Source organism: Hymenobacter sp., from assembly GCF_036388155.1.
Taxonomy (GTDB): domain Bacteria; phylum Bacteroidota; class Bacteroidia; order Cytophagales; family Hymenobacteraceae; genus Hymenobacter.
Map to the genome: position 1 here is coordinate 1 of NZ_DASVSI010000098.1, position 19,817 is coordinate 19,817.

Below are 19,817 nucleotides of genomic sequence, written 5' to 3' on the forward strand. Positions count from 1 at the left end.
CTCGCTCGGGGCGGTAATCAATGATTAGTGGTAGCACGCGAGATGTCTCGGCTGCGCTCGACACGACGTTTTGATTTAATAAAGTAACCCTTCCCGTGAAACACCAAGTTGCTCGTATCCACCCCGCCGACAACGTTCTGGTTGCCCTCGTCGACTTGCCCATTGGCACCGAAGTGCCTTGGGAAAATGGCTTTGTGACCACTGCCGAGCCTATTCCGGCCAAGCACAAGCTGGCGCCGCTGGGCTTGAGCCCCGGCCAGCCCGTGACGATGTACGGCGTGCTCGTCGGCAAAGCCAAAGAAGTTATTCGTCCCGGCGGCCGCCTCACCACGGCCAACATGCAGCACGCCACCAACAGCTACGACGAACACGCCCAGCAGCGTGCCGCGTGGCAAGCGCCCGACGTGAGCGCTTGGCAGCAACGGACCTTCATGGGCTACCACCGTGCCGACGGCCGCGTGGGTACCGCCAACTACTGGCTCGTTATCCCATTGGTGTTCTGCGAAAACCGCAACATTCAGGTGCTTCAGGACGCCTTGATAACCGACCTCGGCTACGCTCGCCGCAAGAACTACCAGCCCGAAACCCGCAAGCTGCTCAGCCTCATGCAGGCCGGTAAATCAGTCGAGGAAATTCTGAGCGCTGACCTGGAAGCTTCGGCTGACACCGCCAAAAGCCAACGTCCTTTCCCGAACGTGGACGGCATTCGCTTTCTCTCCCACGAAGGTGGCTGCGGCGGCATTCGCCAGGATGCCCAAACGCTCTGCGGCCTGTTGGCCGGCTACATCACGCACCCCAACGTGGCCGGCGCCACGGTGCTTAGCTTAGGCTGCCAAAACGCGCAGGCCACCATGCTGCAGGAGGAAATTGCGAAGCGCGACCCCAACTTCAGCAAGCCGCTCTACATTCTCGACCAGCAGCAGCTAGGTACCGAGGAAAACCTCATCAGCACGGCCCTGCGGCAGACGTTTGCCGGCCTGATGATTGCCAACCAAGCCCGGCGCGAACCCGCTCCGCTGCGGGCCCTCAACATTGGCTTGGAGTGCGGCGGCTCCGATGGGTTCTCTGGCATCTCGGCCAACCCGGCGTTGGGGCACGTGTCTGATATGGTAGTGGCCTTGGGTGGGTCGGTGATTTTGGCCGAGTTTCCGGAGCTGTGCGGCGTGGAGCAGGAACTGGTGGACCGCAGCGTGGAACCAGCCATTGCCGAACGGTTTAGCAGTCTGATGAAGGCCTATGGCGACAGCGCTGTGGCCGTGGGTTCGGGCTTCGACATGAACCCCTCCCCGGGCAACATCCGCGACGGCTTGATTACCGACGCCATGAAGTCGGCTGGTGCAGCCCGCAAGGGCGGTTCGTCGCCGGTAGTGGCCGTGCTTGATTACCCAGAACTGGTCACCAAGCCCGGCTTGAACCTGCTGTGCACACCCGGCAACGACGTGGAATCGACTACGGCCGAAGTGGGCTCGGGGGCCAATATCGTGCTGTTTACCACCGGCTTGGGCACGCCCACCGGCAACCCCATTGCGCCAGTGGTGAAAATTTCCAGCAACACGGCCCTGGCCAAGCGTATGCCCGACATCATCGACGTGAACACCGGAACGGTGATTGACGGCGAGGAAACCATTGAGCAGGCCGGCGAACGCATTCTGGACTATGTCATCCGGGTGGCCAGCGGCGAGGAAGTCGCCGCCGTGCGCCACGACCAAACCGACTTCATTCCGTGGAAGCGCGGCGTCAGTCTATAAGCGGCGTCAGTCTATAAGATTAAGATAATCACAAAGGAAAGTCATGTCGAGCGCAGCCGAGACATCTCGCTCGGGTCGTCTTCACGATTGGTTTACTACCACACGCGAGGTGTCTCGGCTGCGCTCGACATGACGGACTGATAATTATTTACGCAACCGTTTTCACTAATAAATAGCTAAATCAGGAGTCTGCATGAGAGTTTGGGTCCTTGCACGGACCTACCTTCGGCTCCTGAAAATGTAGCATTCATTGGGGTTCGCCCTGCATTCTTCGTTGACCATGAAGCCTTTCCTTTCCGACGACTTCCTGCTGCAGACGGCCACGGCTAGCACGCTCTACCACGAGTATGCCAAGCAGATGCCCATCATCGACTACCACAACCACCTGCTGCCCGACCAAATAGCGGAGGACAAGCAGTTCGAGAACATCACCCAAATCTGGCTCTACGGCGACCACTACAAGTGGCGCGCCATGCGGGCCAACGGCATCCCCGAGCGCTACATTACCGGCGATGCTTCGGACTGGGAGAAGTTCGAGAAGTGGGCCGAAACCGTGCCCTACACCCTGCGCAACCCGCTCTACCACTGGACGCACCTGGAGTTGCAGCGCTACTTCGGCATCACGGAGCTGCTGAACAAGGATAGCGCCCGCCGCATCTACGACGAGTGCAACGCCAAGCTGCAAACGCCCGAGTACTCGGTGCAGAGCTTGCTGAAAAAGATGAACGTGGAAACGCTCTGCACCACCGACGACCCGGCCGATTCCCTGGAACACCACCAGGCGCTGGCGGCTGCGGACTTCGGGGTGCGCGTGCTGCCCACCTTCCGGGCCGACAAGGCCATGGCTGTGGACGACGCACCCAGCTACAACGCCTACCTGGACAAGCTGGGCAAAGTAGCCGAGGTAGAAATTCGCACGTTTGCGGACTTGGAAACGGTGTTGCGCCGCCGGCACGACTTCTTTGCCAGCGTGGGCTGCCGGTTATCGGACCACGGCTTGGAGCAGATTTATGCGGCGCCTTACACCGCGGCTGAAATCGAAACCAGCTTCTCGAAAATCCGCGGCAGCAGCGAACTGACCAGCGTAGAGAATATGCAGTTCAAGTCGGCCATGCTGGTGCTGCTAGCTGAGATGGACTGGGAAAAGGGCTGGACGCAACAGTACCACATCGGCGCGCTGCGCAACAACAACTCGCGCATGCTGCGTGAACTGGGCCCCGACACGGGCTGGGACAGCATCGGCGACTTCCCGCAGGGCCGCGCCCTCTCCACCTTCCTCGACCGTCTCGACGGGCAGGATAAGCTGGCCAAAACCATCATTTACAACCTGAACCCCGCCGACAACGAGTTGATTGCCACGATGATTGGCAACTTCAATGACGGCTCGGTGGCGGGTAAAATTCAGTTCGGTTCCGGCTGGTGGTTCCTCGACCAGAAAGACGGCATGGAGAAGCAAATCAACGCGCTTTCGAACATGGGCCTGTTGAGCCGTTTCGTGGGCATGCTCACCGATTCGCGCAGCTTCTTGTCGTACCCGCGCCACGAGTATTTCCGCCGCGTGCTGTGCAACCTATTCGGCAACGACGTGGAAAATGGCGAACTGCCCGCCGACATGGAATTGCTCGGCCGCACCGTGCAAAACATCTGCTACGGCAACGCCAAGGAGTACTTTGGCTTCGGCAAAGTGGCCGAAGCAGCGGTTGTAACGGCGTAGTTGCTGAATGAAAATACCGTCATGCAGAGCGCAGCGAAGCATCTCGCGTGCTTCAAGTAATTAGTTTGCTCGAGCGAGATGCTTCGCTGCGCTCTGCATGACGGTCCAAATACCCAATCCACCTCATAGAATGAAGCAAGTTGTCACGTTCGGCGAAATCATGATGCGGCTTTCGCCGCCGCTGAATAATCGGTTCGCGCAAACCCAGCGCCTCGAAATCACCTACGGCGGCGGCGACGCCAACGTGGGTGCCTCGCTGGCCGGCTTGGGCGTGCCCGCCGCTCACGTTACTTGCTTTCCGGCCAACGACCTGGGCCACGCCGCGGCCCAGCACTTCCGCGCCCTGGGCGTGAACATGGACGCGACCGTTTTCCAGGGCGACCGCCTGGGGCTGTATTTCCTGGAAGTGGGAGCGGGGATGCGCCCCAGCAAGGTGGTGTACGACCGCGCTAACTCGGCCTTTGCTTATCTCGACCCGGCGGCCTTCAACTGGGATGAAATCCTGAAAGACGCCGGCTGGCTGCACTGGACGGGCATCACGCCCGCCGTATCGGCTGCTTCGGCTGAGGCCACGCGCCAGGCCATTGCCGCCGCGCGCCGCTTGGGCATCACCGTATCGGCCGATGTGAACTACCGCCGCAACCTGTGGCAGTACGGCCAAACGGCGCAGAGCGTAATGACAGAACTGGTGGCGGGCTGCGACGTGATTGTGTGTTCCGAGAACGACGCCGACGACTTGTTCGGCATCAAGCCCTTACCCGGCACTGACAACAAGTTCGTGTCGATGGCCCAGCAGGTAATGGCGCAATTTCCGCAGGTGAAGCAGGTCATCACCACCCGCCGCAAAACCCACAGCGCTTCGCACAACGGCCTGAAAGGCTTGTTCTACGACGGCCAACAGTTCCTCGAAACCATCACCTACGACATCAACCCCATCGTCGACCGCATTGGGGGCGGCGATGCGTTCATGGCCGGCTTCATCTACGGTTCGCTGGCCTACACCAGCCCCCAACAGGCCCTTACCTTCGGCGTGGCGGCTTCGGCCCTCAAGCACACCGTGCACGGCGACATCAACCTGGTCACCGTGCCCGAGGTGGAAGACATCATGCGCGGCAACACCAGCGGCCGCCTTTTACGCTAAGCTATTAAAAGAAAAGAACGTCATGCTGAGCGGAGTCGAAGCATCTCTACCTCAATACTAATTAATTACTTGTACTTGCGCGGTAGAGATGCTTCGACTGCGCTCAGCATGACGTTCTTCTTAATTTTTATTCTGATTAAAAGCAAATGCCCCGACATAACGCCACCGATACCCTTGCCACGCTGCTCCGCCACCCGGTGGTGCCGGTGTTTTACCACGCCGATGCGGCGTACACCCAGCGCATCCTGCAGGCGTGCTACACCGGCGGCATCCGCGTGTTTGAGTTTGTGAACCGTGGCGAGCGGGCGCTGGACGTGTTTCGGCAGCTGCAGGACTTTGTGCGCCAGCAGTGCCCCGACATGGTGCTCGGCATCGGCACCATTTACAAAGCCGCCGAAGCCGAGCTGTTCATTGCGGCGGGCGCCGAGTTTGTGGTGCAGCCGCTGGCCACTGCCGAAGTAGCCGCGGTTTGCAACGCCCACGACATTCCCTGGCTGCCTGGCGCCCTCACGCCCACCGAGATTTACAACGCCACCGAGATGGGCGCTGCGGTGGTGAAGATTTTCCCCGGCAATATTGTCGGCCCCGACTACGTGAAGGCCTTGCGCGGCCCCATGCCCCACGTCAAACTGATGGTGACGGGCGGCGTGGAGCCCACCCAAGAGAGTGTCAGCGCCTGGTTTGGCGCGGGCGTGAATGCGGTGGGCATGGGCTCGCAGCTCTTCAAGAATGCCGACGACACCGATGCCTTGGCCGCCCGCATTGGCGAGCTGATGCAGTTTGTGGACACGCTGAAAAAATAGTCGCCGCCGGTGCGTGCCCCGCGCCGCTGGTTAGTTTTTGAGTATTGCCCTGGTTTCAAATTCCCGAACTCGATGAACCCTACTTCCGCACAAGCGCCGCCCGATTCCCCGCTGGCCACGGCCAACGCCGTCATAGGCAAGTTTCGCTGGACCATCTGCGCTCTGGTGTTTTTTGCCACCACCATCAACTACCTCGACCGGGCGGTTATTTCGCTGCTGAAGCCCTACCTCGAAACGGAGTTTAAGTGGAATTCGGGCGACTACGCCAACATCGAAATTGCCTTTAAGCTGGCTTATGCCATCGGCATGGTGGGCGCCGGCCGCATCATCGACAAGCTGGGTACCAAGCTGGGCTACGCCCTCTCCACAGCGCTGTGGAGCATAGCAGCCATGGGCCACGCGCTGGTGAGCAGCACGATGGGTTTTGGCATTGCGCGCGGCTTTTTGGGCATCACCGAAGCCGGTAACTTTCCAGCGGCCATCAAAACCACGGCCGAGTGGTTTCCGCAGCGGGAGCGGGCCCTGGCCACAGGCATCTTCAACTCAGGCTCCAACGTGGGTGCCATTGTGGCGCCGCTCACCGTGCCGCTCATTGCCGAAAACATTGGCTGGAAATGGGCTTTTCTGATAACTGGCGCGCTGGGCTTTGTCTGGCTGGTGCTGTGGATGAAGTACTACGAAACGCCCGCCAAGCACGCGCGCCTGTCCAAGGCCGAGTTCGACTACATCAACGCTGACATTCCCGCGGGCCTGCCAGCCGAGGGCGTGACGGAAGAAAAACCAAAGGCTTCGTGGGTCACGCTGCTGGGATTCAAGCAAACCTGGGCCTTCGTGATTGGCAAATTCCTAACCGACCCCATCTGGTGGTTCTACCTGTTCTGGTTGCCTGATTTTCTGGGCAAGCAGTACAACCTCAAGGGCACGGACATTGCCCTGCCGGTGGCGGCGGTATACGTCCTGTCGAGCATTGGCAGCGTGGGCGGCGGCTACCTGCCGATGGGCTTCATCAAGCGCGGTATGCCCGCGTTTCAGGCCCGCAAAACAGCCATGCTCGTCATTGCTTGCTGCGTGTTCCCCATTGTGTTTGCGCAGTGGCTGGGCCAGATGAACATGTGGCTTGCGGTGTTCGTCATCGGCATTGCCGCAGCCGCGCACCAAGCCTGGAGCGCTAACATTTTCACCACCGTGTCGGACATGTTTCCGAAACGGGCCGTGGGCTCGGTTACTGGCATTGGCGGTTTTGCGGGAGGTATGGGCGGCATTGCCCTCACGGCGCTGGTGCAAAAGCGCATGTTTGTGCACTTCGAAAGCATTGGCCAACTCGACAAGGCCTACTACATCATGTTCTTCATCTGCGGCGGGGCCTACCTGCTGGCCTGGGTGCTGATGTTCACGCTGGTACCGCGCATGGAGCCCATCAAGCTCGACGACGAAAACTAACCTCTAACGAGTTGTCAGTTGTTGGTTGTTAGTTGTCAGGGCGTTCTCGCTAACAACTGACAACCAACAACTAACAACAACCCTTTCTCCGATGAAAAAACTGATGACCTTGGCCTTGCTGCTGGTGTTAGGCCTGGCCGCAGTGGCAAACTCACCCGCCGACGACAAAAACGCCAAAGCTGTAAAGGAAGTGGAAGCGCTGGAGCGCCAGCGCTTTGCGGCGCAGGTGAGTAAGGACTACGCCTTCCTGGAAAAAGTATTCGCCGACGACTTGGTGTACACGCACTCCAACGGCAAGCAGAACGACAAGAAGGAGTACATCCAGAGCATTCGCGACGGCAAAAGCGTGTACGACAAGATTGATGTGGAAAACATCAACGTGCGCGCCTACAACGACGGCAAAGCCGCCGTGGTCAACGGCCAGATTGTGATTTACCAGCCCAACAAGCCCGACGGTACGCCCAACATGGCGCACATCAAGTACGTGGTGGTGCAGGTGAAGAACAAGCAAGGCTGGCAGGTGGTGCTGTGGCAGTCGCAGAAACAAGCTTCCTGATGTGTAGCGCGGACTCTGTAAGTCCGCGCGAACAACACCCCAACGCCCCCGCGGACTCGCAGAGTCCGCGCTACATGTCCCACCCATGTCACAGACCACTGAAAATACCCTGGCCACGCCCGTTGGCACTACTCTGGAGCGCTACATCATGCGCAAGCAGAGCGAATTTGCTTACGCAACTGGCGAGTTGAGCCAACTGCTGCGCGACATTGCGCTAGCCGGCAAGATTGTGAACCGGGAGGTGAACCGCGCCGGTCTTTCCCGGATTACGGGCGCCATGGGCGGCGAGAACGTGCAGGGCGAGAAGCAGCAGAAGCTCGATGTAGAAGCCAACATTCGTTTCATCCGCGCGCTCACCAACGGCGGCGAAGCCTGTGCCGTGCTCTCCGAAGAAGACGAGGACATTATTCAAACCGGCAACAAGAACGGCAAGTACGTGGTGGCCATCGACCCGCTCGACGGCTCCTCCAACATCGACGTGAACGTGAGCATCGGCACGCTGTTCAGCATCTACCGCCGCGTGTCGCGCATTGGCGGGCCGGCGCGCAAAGAAGATTTTTTGCAGGGCGGCCGCGCCCAGGTGGCGGCGGGCTACGTGCTGTACGGGTCGAGCACCATGCTGGTGTACACTACGGGCCACGGCGTGACGGGCTTCACTTACGAAAACTCGTTGGGCGAATTCTTCCTCTCGCACCCCGACATCAAAATTCCGCGCCAAGGGCCGGTCTTTTCCTGCAACGAGGGCAATTGGTTTGACTACCCCGAGTTTGTGCGCACGTTTCTGATGACGTGCAAGGAGCGCCGCCTGACGGCCCGCTACGTGGGCTCGCTGGTAGCCGACTACCACCGCAACCTCTTCACCGGTGGCATTTACATGTACCCGCCTACCGTGGAAAAACCCGGCGGCAAGCTTCGCCTGCTCTACGAATGCTACCCGCTGGCCTTCCTGATTGAGCAAGCCGGCGGCATGGCCGTGACCGGGGCCGACGTGGTGCTCGACGTGCACCCCACGACCGACCTGCACCAACGCGCCCCGCTGTTTGTAGGCTCAGCCGATTTGGTGGAGGAACTCCAGGCAGTGGCTGCCCAGTAGAGTAGCAAATCGGCTGAGCCTCAATGAAAAGTTAGGCCATGTTGCCGAGACGCTATGAATGCCTCGCGACAGGAGCTTCCAGCAATTCGTTTTGCCAGAGCAATTGCTCGGTGGTGATGGGGTAGAGTACACCCTGACGAATGGTTTCAAACACGGCCTGAAACAACCCCAAGTAATTGCCAGGGGCTGCAGCGTCAGGCTGCGTAGTGAGGTTGCCATCGGGACCAGCTAGCGTGAGGCGGCCCTCTTGGCCGGGCGTCTCGCGGCCGTATTCAGGCGAGAGTGGCGACATACCTTGTAGCAGTTGGGTTTCCTGCGGGTCGGTGCGGTCTTTTTGGTAGCTGCCCAGGGTGCCATGTAGCACGTAGGCCGGGCCAGGCGCCGCCACAAGCAGGCTAGAAGTCAGCCAGACGTTTAGGCCAGCTGGATAACGCAGAAGCAGGGAGAAGAAATCGTCGACCTGACTGGCCGCCCGGTGCCGCCCGGTGGTTTTATGGACGCTGAGCGGCCGGCCAAATAAACTGATGGCTTGGTCTACCAGGTGCGGGCCCAAATCATAGAGCAGGCCACTGCCGGGCACAGGTTCCTCTTTAAACTTCTTGGAGTTGAGGGCCGGCTTGTAGCGGTCGAAGCGCATGTGCACCTCGATAAGTTGGCCAAGCTGGCCGCTCTCAATCACCCGGCGCACGGCGCCAAAATCGGTGTCCCACCGGCGATTCTGGTAGGCCAGCAAGTGCCGACCCATGTGGAGGGCAAAGCCCCACAGCTCTTGAGCCTGAGCCGCCGAAGTGGCCACCGGCTTTTCCAGCAGCACATGCTTGCCGGCACGCAGGGCTTGCTCGGCCAGTTCAAAATGCGTGTGGCTGGGCGTGTTCACCACCACAAGCTCGATGGCCGGGTCGGCCAGCAGGTCGGGCAGGCTGGCGTAGCTCCGAATACCAGGGTAGTCGCGCTGCATGCGCTGCTCGTTCCGCTCCAGCACGGCTTGCAATTCGAAGCCGGTGTGGGCCGTTAGAAAGGGGGCGTGAAAAAGCTTGCCCGACATGCCGTAGGCCAGCAATGCGGTACGAATGGGAGCGGTGGTCATGTGTCAAAATAACGGGTTGTGTCGTTGATGAATTAGTGTGTAGCCGTTTCAGAACCCTGAAACTGAACGGTTATTCACCCGGAAGCATTTGTCAATTGGGACAATACGAGGGTGACAAAAATGGCATTATCAAGAAAGTAATTGATTATCAGTGGATGTTTCGCACTTAGACAAATGGGGAGTAAATTACTTTTTTGATTCTGCCTAACTTGTACCGGTTTTTTAGCGCGCCGCGGGGCACTATCTTCCGCACCAAGCGTTTGCGTTGAAAAAGCAGCCCGTTGGGCAGCCTTTGCGTCGTTTTACTTCTACCACCGGCTAGCATTCGGCCAGCCAACCCATTACCTATATAATCGGGGCAGCTCGCAGTAGGCGGAGCAGGCCACCATTCCAGTTCAACTAGACTTTATGAAGCAATTAGTTCTCTTAACGGCGTGGGTAGGTATGTTCTTGGGTGACCAGCTGGCGGCTCAGGCGCAAACCAAAGCTCCGGCGCCGGGCGCGGCAGCACCCGCCGCCCCGCCGGCATACCGCGTGGGCAAGCTCTCGACCGACCCGGCCCAGTACATCGCCGACGTGCAGAGCATGATGGCCGCCACCAACAACGCCGCGGCCAAAGCCACCGCCGCGCGCCTAAAAGAACTATGGGCTTCCAATCGCCTCACCGCGTCGCAGCAGGCCCGCATCGTGGCGCTGTCGCAGGCAATGCTGGCAAAGAAATTCCGGCCCCGGCCGCACTTCGAAACCTTGTTTGGCGCCATTCTCGGTGGGGCCACCACGGCCAAGCTCAGCGACGCCCAGATGGACCAGTACCTCGACGTATTTGGCCAAACCCTGGAGAAAGAAGCTCCGCAAGAAACCGAGAAGTTTATGGCCAGCACCAACCGTTTCCTGAACGGTGGCTACCTCTACCGCTCGGGCTATAGCCGCCTGCGGGCCGTAGGCGGCACGGTGTCGTTTGCTTACTCGCCCATTGAGGCACCGGTTTCTAACCTAGAGTTTGGGGCACCGGCCCCCGCGCCGAAACCAGAACCTTTACCGGCCGCCAAACCTGCTGCCAAGCCAGTAGCCGCCAAAGCACCGGTGAAAGCAGCCCCCAAACCCGCTCCAAAGAAGAAAGCCAGCAGCAGCGGCTGGGACACGGCCGACCTGTGGTCGTCGCCCTCCGGGGGCGGCTGGGGCGACACCGACGACGGCTGGGGCGCGCCCGTGAAAAAGAAAGCACCCGCCAAAAAGCCCGTCGCGAAAGCCGTCGCCAAGCCTGCGCCCGCGGCCGCCAAGCCCGCCGAACCGGTGGTGAAGGCGTCTGATTTTGACGCGCCCACGGCCTCGTTTACGCCCTCGGCAGTGCCTTATGACGACTACCAGGCGCCGCCCGCTCGTGGTGCGGTGATGGTGATTAAGGACGCCGACTTGGTGGTGGCCACGGCCGGAGACTCGGTGGTGTTGAAAAAAGTGAGCGGCACAGCCGTGCCCAATTCGGGCCGGTTTTTGGCCACGGGCGGGCAACTGGCTTGGTCGGTGAAAGGCAACCCGGTAACGGCCGACATGACGGGGTTTGACTTTGACATGACCAAGCCCGAGTTCGCGGCCCAACCCGTGACGCTGACGTACCCGGCCGTGCTGGAAGCGCCCGTAAAAGGCGCGCTCAGCTACAAGAGCGTGCGCCGCAAGCCCAACGCCACCGACACGGGCTACCCGCGCTTCATCACCCTCACCAACGACGCCCGCATCAAAAATCTGGGCGAAAACATCAAATACCGCGGGGGCCTCTCGATGGCCGGCGGCAAGGTGCTAAGCGCGGCCCTCGACGGCTCGTTGTCCAACCTCACGGTGAGCCGCGACGGCAAGCCCAAGTTCAAGGCCGCGTCGCGGGCGTACGTGCTGGGCGACTCGCTCATCACGGCCAACCGCGCCGCCATCACCATTTACCAAGGGGCCAAGGATTCGGTGACGCACCCCGGCGCCCAACTCAAGTACGCCAAGGGCAAGCAGCAGCTCAAACTGTCGCGCGAGGAAGGCCTATACAAAAACACGCCTTATAGCGACTCGTACCACCAGATGGAAATCCGGACGGAGGCCCTGACCTGGAACCTGGCCCAGCCCACCATCGACTTCGCGGTATTGTCGTCGAAAAACCAGCAAACGGCTGATTTTGAGAGCAAGGAATTCTTTACCAACACCCGCTACCAACAGCTCAAGAGCATCAACCGGCTGCACCCCATGCAAATGCTGGTAGGCTACAGCCAAACGCACGGCGACGCCAAAACCATCAACGTGAGCGACTTGGCGGCGCAGCTCAAGACGTCGGAGCCCAACATGCGCAGCGCCATGGCCGGCTTGGCCCGCGACGGCTACGTGGCCTGGGCGCCCCAAACCGGCGAGGTGACCATCTTGCCCAAGGGCGCGCACTACGTGGCCTCGGCCCGTGACAAAAAGGACTACGACCACATCGCCATCAAGTCGCTCTCGGGCTCGGGCCGCAACGCTACCCTGAACCTGAACACCAACGAGTTGACGGTGCGCGGCGTGGAGCGTTTCAACTTCTCCGACGACTCGGCCACGGTGTTTGTGAAGCCGGACAGCGCCATCATCCGCATCCAGAAAAACCGCAACATCGATTTCAGCGGCACGGTGGTGGCTTCGGCCATGCGCTTCAAGGGCCGCGATTTTAAATTTGACTACGACGGCTTCTACGTCGACATGGCCAAGATTGACTCCATTGTTATTCGGAGCGAGGCCAAGGACGCCAAGGGCAAGCCCACTGGCAAAAAAGCCGACTTTGCCCTGACCAACAAGGGCAAGTTCTCGACGGGCCGCCTGTTCCTGAACGACCCCAAAAACAAGTCGGGCCGGAAGAAGAAGGGCCAGTACCCCGCTTTCGACTCCAAGAGCGGCGCCAACGTGTACTTCGGCAAGCAGGACGTGCTGGGCGGTGCCTACGACTCCACGATGGTGTTCGACATTCCGCCGTTCAAACTCGACTCGCTCAACGGCATCGGCAAGTCGGCCTCGGGCTTCGACGGCACGTTCCGCAGCGGCGGCATCATCCCCGACATCAAAACCAAGCTCACGGTGCAGGAAGACGGCTCACTGGGCTTCACCTACGACGTGCCCAAAGACGGCTTCCCGCTGTACAAGGGCCGCGGCCGGGTATACAATAAGGTAAAAATGGACGGCCGCGGCCTGCAAGCCGATGGCACCGTTAATTATCAGTCGGGCACGTTCACGTCAAACAGCTTCGTGTTCTACCGAGACTCGGTGGTGGCGGTGGGCAAGACCGGCGCCATTGCCGCGAAAAAGGCGGAAGGCGTGGACATCCCCAAAATGAGCCTGCCCGCGGGCTATGTCATGAACTGGGACGTGCGCCGCGATTCCATGTACCTGACCACGCCGCGCACCGGCGAGGCCATTCGCATGTACGCCACGGCCGACCAGAAAACCAAGACCGTTTCTTCGTACAACTTTAAAGGCACGGCCGTGCTGACGCCCAAAAACGCGGGCGGCGACGGCCGCCTCGACGGGCCGCAGTCGTTCATCAAGTCGCCCGCGTTTACGTTCAAGTCCGACAGCTACGCGGGGCGCAAGGCCACGATGAGCATCAAGTCGGCCGAGGCGAACAAGCCCGCTCTCACGGCCAACGACGTGGCGTTTGACTATGACTTGAAGCGCGGCTTTGCCGACTTCAAGCGCGAGCCCGGCAGCAAAGCCAGCATCGACCTGCCGTATTCGCGGTTCAAAACCACGCTGAGCGGCGGCCATTGGGACTTCAAAAAGAAGCAGGTGCAACTGCGCGTGGCGGCCAACGCCGACTCGACCAAGTCGTACTTCTACTCCACCAACCCCGACCAGCAGGGCCTGAAGTTTAAGGCATCGTCGGGCGTGTACGACCTGGCCAAGTACCGCATGCAGGTGGGTGGGGTGCCCTACATCGCCGCCGCCGACGCCTGGGTAATGCCTGACTCGGGCAAGGTCAGCATCGGGGCCAACGGCAAAATTCAGCGATTCAAAAACGCCACCGTTGTGCTCGATTCCCTGGCCAAGTTTCATCGTCTGGTGAAGGGCAACATCGAGGTGCTCTCCAAAGCCGCCTTCGCGGGCAATGCCGAGTACACTTTCAAAACCGCCCGCGATTCGGTGGCTTTGCGCTTCTCCAACTTCGAACCCGACCCGGCTGCGCTGCTGGCCAGCACCGACAAGGGCAAAGGCGTGCTGCGCCGGAAGAAAGACGAGTTTGGGTCCGGCACTGCTCCGGCGGGCCCGGCCACCGTGGCCACGGCCGTGGTCAATGCTACGTCTAAATTCCAGCTCACGCCCCGCATCGGCTACCGCGGCAACGTGCAACTGAACTCTCAGCGCCGGGGCTTTGCCTTCGACGGCGAAGTGCAGCTGCAGTTTGGTTCGGAGCGCAAGCTGGCCGAATGGGTGGCCGTGAAGGACTCCATCGACCCCAAGAACTTTAGCCTGAACCTGCAGGACATCAAGGCGGCCGATGGGGCCCCGCTGGTGACGGGCCTGTTCATGTCGGACCAGAGCAACAAGGTGTACCCGCTGTACGCCGCCACGCTGCCCAATTCTACCGACGTGGCCGTGTTTAAAGTGGACGGCAAGCTGCGCTACGACGACAAAAAGGGCCTGTACACCATTTCGCGCAACGACCCCACCGACGTGAACGCCTACGAGGGCTCGTCGCTCACGTACACCGACGCCACCAACTCGCTCAGTTTCCGTGGGCCGATGACGTTCATCAATTCCAATAAGGATTACAAGATGGTGGGCAGCGGCGTGGGCACCGCCACCCCCGACAGTGCCCGGTACGCCATCGACGCCTTGATGGGCATCGACATCAACATGCCGGTCAAGGCCATTGAGGTAATGGGCGCCGAGATGGCCAGCGTCACCAAAGGGTCGCCAGAGGCATTGGACGGCTCCACCAACGAGCTCTACAAGCTGGGGCAGTTCCTGGGCAACAAGGGCGTGGAGGCCTACACCATGCGCAAAGGCGCCGCCGACCCGCTCATGAAGCTCTCGCCCAAGCTGGCACACACCATCATGCTCAGCAAAGTGAACCTGCGCTGGAACGAGGAAAAGCGCGCCTGGTACTCGGTGGGCAAGCTCGGCATTGCCGGCATCGGCAAAACTCCTTTGAACGCCTTGATTGACGGCCACGTGGAAATCCGCCGCGAAAACTCCACCGACGTAGTGGAAATCTACCTTGAGCCCGAGCCCCAGACCTGGTATTACCTGAAGTACGCCAACAACCTGCTGCTGGCCAAGTCGCAAAGCGAGAAGTTCGACGCCGAGATTGGCAGCAAAGCCAAGGGCGACTACAACACCGCCACCAGCTACGGCGCCTTCCTGGGCGACTTCTCCGACGTCGATGCCTTCCGGTCGCATTTCCAGAAGGACTACCTGGGCAAGAGCGGCAAGCTAGCGGCCCGTCCGGCTGCGCCTGCGCCCAGCGGCTTCGACAGTGTTGAGAGCGGCAAGAAGAAGAAAAAGGGCAAAAACGAGGACGCCTTTGGCGCCGACGGCAGCGCCGACCCCGCCGCCGCGGCTGCTCCCGAGCCCACGAAGAAGAAGAAAAAGGCCAAGGCCAACGACCCCTTCGGTGATGGCACAATGGACGAGCCTGCCCCCGAGCCCGCCAAAACGGTAAAAGCCAAGGAAAAGGCTGCCGATGCACCCGCCCCCGCTACCGCCGCCGAGCCCGAGCCCAAAAAGGTGAAGACCAAGGAAAAGGCTGCCGACGAAGCACCGGCCTCCGAGCCGGCTCCTGCTGACGCCGGCCCTTCCAAAAAAGAGCTGGAGCGCCAAGCCAAAGAAGCCGAAAAGCAGAAAAAGGAGGACGAGAAAAAGGCCAAGGAGGAAGAGAAGCGCAAGAAAAAAGGTTCGGAAGACCCCTTCGGCGACAGCTAGAACCGCCGCTGGCCTGCGTCACTCAGAACGTCAAACAGGACGTCATGCTGGGCGCAGTCGAAGCATCTCGCCCGCAGTAGTAAACCAAGCATTAGGTTCACTACTGCGGGCGAGATGCTTCGACTGCGCCCAGCATGACGTTCTTTTGTTTCGTTAACGTTTATCTGGCACCGCATGAATTACCTCTATATCGCCCTCGCACTCGTTGCGGCTTACCTGCTTGGTTCCATTCCCACGGCGTTGTGGGTGGGGCGCCGCTTTTTCGGCCTGGCCGACATCCGGGAGCACGGCTCTGGCAACGCGGGCGCCACCAACACCTTCCGCGTGCTGGGCCCCAAAGCCGGTTCGGTGGTGCTGCTGATTGATGCGCTCAAGGGCTTTGTGGCGGCTTACTTCCTGCCCAATATTCTGTTGGCGCAAGGCGCCATTCCGGCCGAGCACGTGCTGTACTACCGCTTGGCCTGCGGGGTGCTGGCCATCGTGGGCCACATCTACCCGGTGTTCGCGGAGTTCCGGGGCGGCAAGGGCGTGGCCACCGTGCTGGGCATGATGCTGGGCGTGGCCCCCACCACGGTGGGGGTGTGCCTGCTGATTTTCATCGTGATGCTGCTTCTGTTTCGCTACGTGTCGTTGGCCAGCATGACGGCGGGCGTGGCTTTCGCGCTGTTGCAGCTTCTGCCCCAGTTTCGGCCGGCACAGCCCTTCATGGTGTACGTGGGCTTCGTGCTGGCCGCGCTGCTCGTGTACACCCACCGGGCCAACATCGGCCGCCTGCGTGCCGGGACGGAGAGCCGCGTGCCGCTGTTTGGGCGGAAGTAAACGAGCATAATCCCACCCTTTTATTGCAAAATGCCGTTGAGGTAGTCTTGGTTATGCGTTCAACCTTAGACTTCGCTCATGGTACGTCTGCTCGTCCTTCTGCTACTCGCCCTGCCCGCTGCCGCGCAGCAATCTAAAACGGCGCTGCCGGCCGAGCCCATGGGCTACCACTGGCAGCAGCTGCCCGAAGTGAAGGCCGCCATGCTGCTGCCCTACACCTGGAGTTACAAAGCCGATAGGAGCCCAGACGCGCAAGCGTACTTTCTGACGCGCGAAAGGATTATGCCGGGCAAGCAGTTCACCACGGGAATGTCGGTGAACGTGGTGCAGAAGATAAGCGCCAAATCCAAGCAGCGCGCGGCCGACTACGCCCAGGCGTTCAGCGCCCGCACCGGGCGCGGCGCCGGGCAGCAAGTGCTGGGCCAGGAAAACAAGGCCCAGGGCCCCTTGCGCATGTACGGCGTGCGCTACCGCGTAGCCAGCGACCCGGCCGGCCCCAAAATCATGCAGCAGTGGGCTATTGCCAACACCAGCACCGACACGTTCTACCTGCTGCTATTCGAGAGCCCCGAAAAAGACTGGGCCCAGGCCTGGAAGCTGGGCGAGACGATGATAACCCAGGTGCGGCTCGATGCCAACATGTAGCCGCGGCGCAGCTGCTTAGGCAATTGTGGTGGGTTATTTTTACGGTATGCGCCGTTTCTTATTTGCTTGGGTTGGGCTGATTTTGGCCACGGTAGTTGCGCAGCCAGTGGCTGCCCAGCGCTACGATGCTAAGCTGGCCACCTCGCCCGCTGGCTACAGCTGGCAGCCCTTGCCCAAGAACAAAGCTGCCGCCTTATTGCCCACCGGCTGGTACTACAAAGCCGAAGCCCAAAAAGGGGCCACCACCTACTACCTCACGCAGGAAGAAATAGGGGAGAGCGGCGAGTACCAAACGGGGCTGTCGCTGCAAGTGGTGCGCAAAGTTGCCGCCAAAACCAATCGCCGCGCCCCCGCCTACGCCGAATTCCTGATGCTGCGCACCGGCTTCGGCCCGGGCCAGCAGGTGCTGGACAAAACGGCTTCGGTGGAGGGGAAAATGCACCGGCGCGCCGTGCGCTACCGCGACGCCCCGCCCAACGCCGACGCCCGTGTAGTCTACCAAATGGCCCTGGCCAACGCCAAAACCGACACGCTCTACCTGCTCACCTTCGAGAGTCCCGAAAAAGATTGGGCCGAGGCTTGGAAACTGGGCGAGTTGATGGTGCGGGAGCTGGTGCTGGACTCGCGGCAGTAGCTGCCTGTGGCTAGGGCGGGCGGCCTACTCGCAGGCCCAGGCCCGGGCCAAGTCCACATCCGTGAACGACTGCAGCGTGAAAGGCATCTGTTGTTCGGCTGCTTCTTGGGCTTGGCCTATCAGCAGTTGATTGAGCGGGTCGAGGGCCTCGATGCGTGCAAACCGTTGCAAACCCACTTCAACCAACTTAGGCAGTATTTCGCTGGCAATCCACGCCAGGTCCACGGGCCGCACGGGGCCCAGCAGTCGGTCATCGGCTATCCAGCCGGTGATGCGGTGCTCACCGGCAAGGGCCACGCATTCTAGCGTGGCTTGGCGCAGGAGGGTGCTGCCCACAAAGCCCAGCCATTGGGCTTCGATGGCGCGCGAATTGCCCTCGTGCAGATATAGCTTCAAATAAGGGTAGGACGCCAAAAGCTGCATGCGGGAGCGTGAAGGCGGTGACAGGCGGGGCTGCATCTTTGGAACGGGCTTTGGGAAGTAAACGGGCCAAGTGGGAGTTGAGTTGGGGCACACCGCTCGCATCAGGTGGCCGCGCGTACTCATGCCGAGCAGACCCGTTGGCTGTACCATAGTAATATAGTGCTTTATTAGACACTGTAAGGCGTTTACCAGCTTTGTGTCCGGGGCAGTATTCCTGCAGCAAATAATTTATTTTGAGGCTTTTTTTCGTTGATTCGAGGTGCTTTCACTGCCAAAGCGCGAGTCTGATGCTTGAATTGTGGATATTGGTTTGACGCTTTACGGTGCTGTTTGCCGCCCGGGTACCTGCGAAGTACTGTTCTGTCACTGCCCGCTATTTTTACCGGTGCATTCCCAACCCCCTAACTCCCGCACTCCGCATGGCCCAGTACCTCGCCGATAACCAAACCCGCTTCCTCAACGAGCTCATGGACTGGCTCCGCATCCCGTCCGTTTCGGCCGACCCCAAGTTCAAAGACGACGTGTTGCGGGCCGCCGATTTCCTGAAAACCCGCCTCGAAGAAGCCGGGGTGAATAACGTGGAAACCTGCCCCACCGCCGGCAACCCCATCGTGTACGGCGACTATATCGTGGATGACAGCAAACCCACCGTGCTGGTCTACGGCCACTACGACGTGCAGCCCGCCGACCCCTACGAGCTGTGGACCTCGCCACCCTTCGAGCCGGTGATTAAGGACGGTCAACTCTACGCCCGCGGCGCCTGCGACGACAAGGGCCAGGTGTACATGCACGTCAAGGCCTTCGAAATGATGATGCGCGACGGCCAGGGCGGCGTGCCCTGCAACATCAAGTTCATGTTCGAGGGCGAGGAGGAAATTGGCTCCAACAACCTCGAAATCTTCGTGCGCGCCAACAAGGAGAAGCTCAAAGCCGACGTCATCCTCATCTCCGATACCGGCATGCTGGCCAACGACGTGCCCAGCATCGAGGTGGGCCTGCGCGGCCTGAGCTACCACGAAGTGACCGTGACCGGCCCCAACCGCGACCTGCACTCCGGCCTGTACGGCGGCGCCGTGCAAAACCCCATCAACGCCCTGTGCCAGATGATAGCCAGCCTGCACGACGAAAACGGCCACATCACCATCCCTGGCTTCTACGACAAGGTGGACGAGCTGAGCGCCGAAGAGCGCGCCGAAATGGCCAAAGCCCCGTTCTCGGAAGAAGAGTTCAAGCAAAGCATCGGCCTGCCCGCCAGCTACGGCGAAAAAGGCTACAGCAGCATGGAGCGCACCAGCATCCGGCCCACGCTCGACGTGAACGGCATCTGGGGCGGCTACACCGGCGAGGGGGCCAAAACCGTCATCGCCTCGCAGGCCCACGCCAAAATCTCCATGCGCCTGGTGCCCCACCAAACGTCGGCCGAAATCTCAGAGCTCTTCCAAAAGCACTTCCAACGCATTGCACCGGCCGGCGTCACGGTGGCCGTACACCCCCACCACGGCGGCGAGCCCGTGGTGACGCCCACCGACTCCGTGGCCTACAAAGCCGCGGCCGACGCCATGGAAACCACCTTCGGCAAGCGCCCAGTGCCCACGCGCGGCGGCGGCTCCATCCCCATCGTGGCCATGTTCAAGACGGAGCTGGGCCTCGATACCGTGCTGCTCGGCTTCGGCCTCGACTCGGACGCCATCCACTCGCCCAACGAGCATTTCGGCGTGTTCAACTTCCTCAAAGGCATCGAAACCATTCCGCATTTCTACCGCAACTACGCGGCGGCTCAATAGCTCGGGTTGCC

14 protein-coding genes are annotated in these 19,817 nt (G+C 60.6%); 12 read left to right on the forward strand and 2 right to left on the reverse strand.

The genetic code is table 11. The features are described from left to right. Positions 1 to 95 precede the first annotated feature (95 nt). The 7 genes from VF629_RS13235 (at position 96) to fbp (ending at position 8,495) form a co-directional block, all read left to right on the forward strand. Complete coding sequence (locus VF629_RS13235; protein WP_331058963.1) at positions 96 to 1,748, forward strand: altronate dehydratase family protein; 1,653 nt, start codon at positions 96 to 98, stop codon at positions 1,746 to 1,748. A 280-nt stretch (positions 1,749 to 2,028) separates the two neighbouring features. Continuing rightward, positions 2,029 to 3,462, forward strand: a complete 1,434-nt coding sequence (uxaC, locus tag VF629_RS13240; RefSeq protein WP_331058964.1) for a glucuronate isomerase — start codon at positions 2,029 to 2,031, stop codon at positions 3,460 to 3,462. Positions 3,463 to 3,592: 130 nt separating this feature from the next. After that, a complete protein-coding gene (locus VF629_RS13245; RefSeq protein WP_331058965.1) occupies positions 3,593 to 4,603 on the forward strand; it encodes a sugar kinase in 1,011 nt (336 codons plus the stop codon). 146 nt (positions 4,604 to 4,749) lie between these two features. Further along, a complete protein-coding gene (locus VF629_RS13250) occupies positions 4,750 to 5,406 on the forward strand; it encodes a bifunctional 4-hydroxy-2-oxoglutarate aldolase/2-dehydro-3-deoxy-phosphogluconate aldolase (RefSeq protein ID WP_331058966.1) in 657 nt (218 codons plus the stop codon). A gap of 72 nt (positions 5,407 to 5,478) precedes the next feature. Continuing rightward, a complete protein-coding gene (locus VF629_RS13255; protein ID WP_331058967.1) occupies positions 5,479 to 6,846 on the forward strand; it encodes an MFS transporter in 1,368 nt (455 codons plus the stop codon). A 91-nt stretch (positions 6,847 to 6,937) separates the two neighbouring features. Further along, a complete protein-coding gene (locus VF629_RS13260) occupies positions 6,938 to 7,402 on the forward strand; it encodes a nuclear transport factor 2 family protein (protein WP_331058968.1) in 465 nt (154 codons plus the stop codon). A gap of 85 nt (positions 7,403 to 7,487) precedes the next feature. Then, positions 7,488 to 8,495 (forward strand): class 1 fructose-bisphosphatase, encoded by a 1,008-nt coding sequence (gene fbp / locus VF629_RS13265; protein WP_331058969.1) that lies wholly within the window; start codon positions 7,488 to 7,490, stop codon positions 8,493 to 8,495. A 52-nt stretch (positions 8,496 to 8,547) separates the two neighbouring features. Here the strand turns inward: fbp and VF629_RS13270 are convergent, their stop codons facing one another. Then, positions 8,548 to 9,582, reverse strand: a complete 1,035-nt coding sequence (locus tag VF629_RS13270; protein ID WP_331058970.1) for a Gfo/Idh/MocA family protein — start codon at positions 9,580 to 9,582, stop codon at positions 8,548 to 8,550. A 408-nt stretch (positions 9,583 to 9,990) separates the two neighbouring features. Between VF629_RS13270 and VF629_RS13275 the strand changes: the two genes are divergently transcribed. The 4 genes from VF629_RS13275 (at position 9,991) to VF629_RS13290 (ending at position 17,599) form a co-directional block, all read left to right on the forward strand. Further along, positions 9,991 to 15,501 (forward strand): hypothetical protein, encoded by a 5,511-nt coding sequence (locus VF629_RS13275; protein ID WP_331058971.1) that lies wholly within the window; start codon positions 9,991 to 9,993, stop codon positions 15,499 to 15,501. A 174-nt stretch (positions 15,502 to 15,675) separates the two neighbouring features. Next, the gene (plsY, locus tag VF629_RS13280; protein WP_331058972.1) at positions 15,676 to 16,320 is read left to right on the forward strand and encodes a glycerol-3-phosphate 1-O-acyltransferase PlsY; all 645 of its coding nucleotides are present in this window, start codon (positions 15,676 to 15,678) and stop codon (positions 16,318 to 16,320) included. Between the two features lie 78 nt (positions 16,321 to 16,398). Next, on the forward strand, positions 16,399 to 16,965 hold the full coding sequence (locus VF629_RS13285; RefSeq protein ID WP_331058973.1) for a hypothetical protein: 567 nt from the start codon (positions 16,399 to 16,401) through the stop codon (positions 16,963 to 16,965). 46 nt (positions 16,966 to 17,011) lie between these two features. Beyond that, a complete protein-coding gene (locus tag VF629_RS13290) occupies positions 17,012 to 17,599 on the forward strand; it encodes a hypothetical protein (protein WP_331058974.1) in 588 nt (195 codons plus the stop codon). A gap of 24 nt (positions 17,600 to 17,623) precedes the next feature. Here the strand turns inward: VF629_RS13290 and VF629_RS13295 are convergent, their stop codons facing one another. After that, positions 17,624 to 18,022: a hypothetical protein gene (locus VF629_RS13295; protein ID WP_331058975.1), complete on the reverse strand. Its 399-nt coding sequence runs from the start codon at positions 18,020 to 18,022 to the stop codon at positions 17,624 to 17,626. A 419-nt stretch (positions 18,023 to 18,441) separates the two neighbouring features. Between VF629_RS13295 and VF629_RS13300 the strand changes: the two genes are divergently transcribed. Continuing rightward, the gene (locus VF629_RS13300) at positions 18,442 to 19,806 is read left to right on the forward strand and encodes a dipeptidase (RefSeq protein ID WP_331058976.1); all 1,365 of its coding nucleotides are present in this window, start codon (positions 18,442 to 18,444) and stop codon (positions 19,804 to 19,806) included. Positions 19,807 to 19,817: the final 11 nt, after the last annotated feature.

What these genes read in the sequence shown, in the direction of transcription:
- uxaC (WP_331058964.1), top strand. Translation starts at nt 2,029, where the DNA reads ATGAAGCCTTTCCTTTCCGACGACTTCCTGCTGCAGACGGCCACGGCT.
- VF629_RS13245 (WP_331058965.1), top strand. Translation starts at nt 3,593, where the DNA reads ATGAAGCAAGTTGTCACGTTCGGCGAAATCATGATGCGGCTTTCGCCG.
- VF629_RS13250 (WP_331058966.1), top strand. Translation starts at nt 4,750, where the DNA reads ATGCCCCGACATAACGCCACCGATACCCTTGCCACGCTGCTCCGCCAC.
- VF629_RS13255 (WP_331058967.1), top strand. Translation starts at nt 5,479, where the DNA reads ATGAACCCTACTTCCGCACAAGCGCCGCCCGATTCCCCGCTGGCCACG.
- VF629_RS13260 (WP_331058968.1), top strand. Translation starts at nt 6,938, where the DNA reads ATGAAAAAACTGATGACCTTGGCCTTGCTGCTGGTGTTAGGCCTGGCC.
- fbp (WP_331058969.1), top strand. Translation starts at nt 7,488, where the DNA reads ATGTCACAGACCACTGAAAATACCCTGGCCACGCCCGTTGGCACTACT.
- VF629_RS13270 (WP_331058970.1), bottom strand. Translation starts at nt 9,582, where the DNA reads ATGACCACCGCTCCCATTCGTACCGCATTGCTGGCCTACGGCATGTCG.
- VF629_RS13275 (WP_331058971.1), top strand. Translation starts at nt 9,991, where the DNA reads ATGAAGCAATTAGTTCTCTTAACGGCGTGGGTAGGTATGTTCTTGGGT.
- plsY (WP_331058972.1), top strand. Translation starts at nt 15,676, where the DNA reads ATGAATTACCTCTATATCGCCCTCGCACTCGTTGCGGCTTACCTGCTT.
- VF629_RS13285 (WP_331058973.1), top strand. Translation starts at nt 16,399, where the DNA reads ATGGTACGTCTGCTCGTCCTTCTGCTACTCGCCCTGCCCGCTGCCGCG.
- VF629_RS13290 (WP_331058974.1), top strand. Translation starts at nt 17,012, where the DNA reads ATGCGCCGTTTCTTATTTGCTTGGGTTGGGCTGATTTTGGCCACGGTA.
- VF629_RS13295 (WP_331058975.1), bottom strand. Translation starts at nt 18,022, where the DNA reads ATGCAGCTTTTGGCGTCCTACCCTTATTTGAAGCTATATCTGCACGAG.
- VF629_RS13300 (WP_331058976.1), top strand. Translation starts at nt 18,442, where the DNA reads ATGGCCCAGTACCTCGCCGATAACCAAACCCGCTTCCTCAACGAGCTC.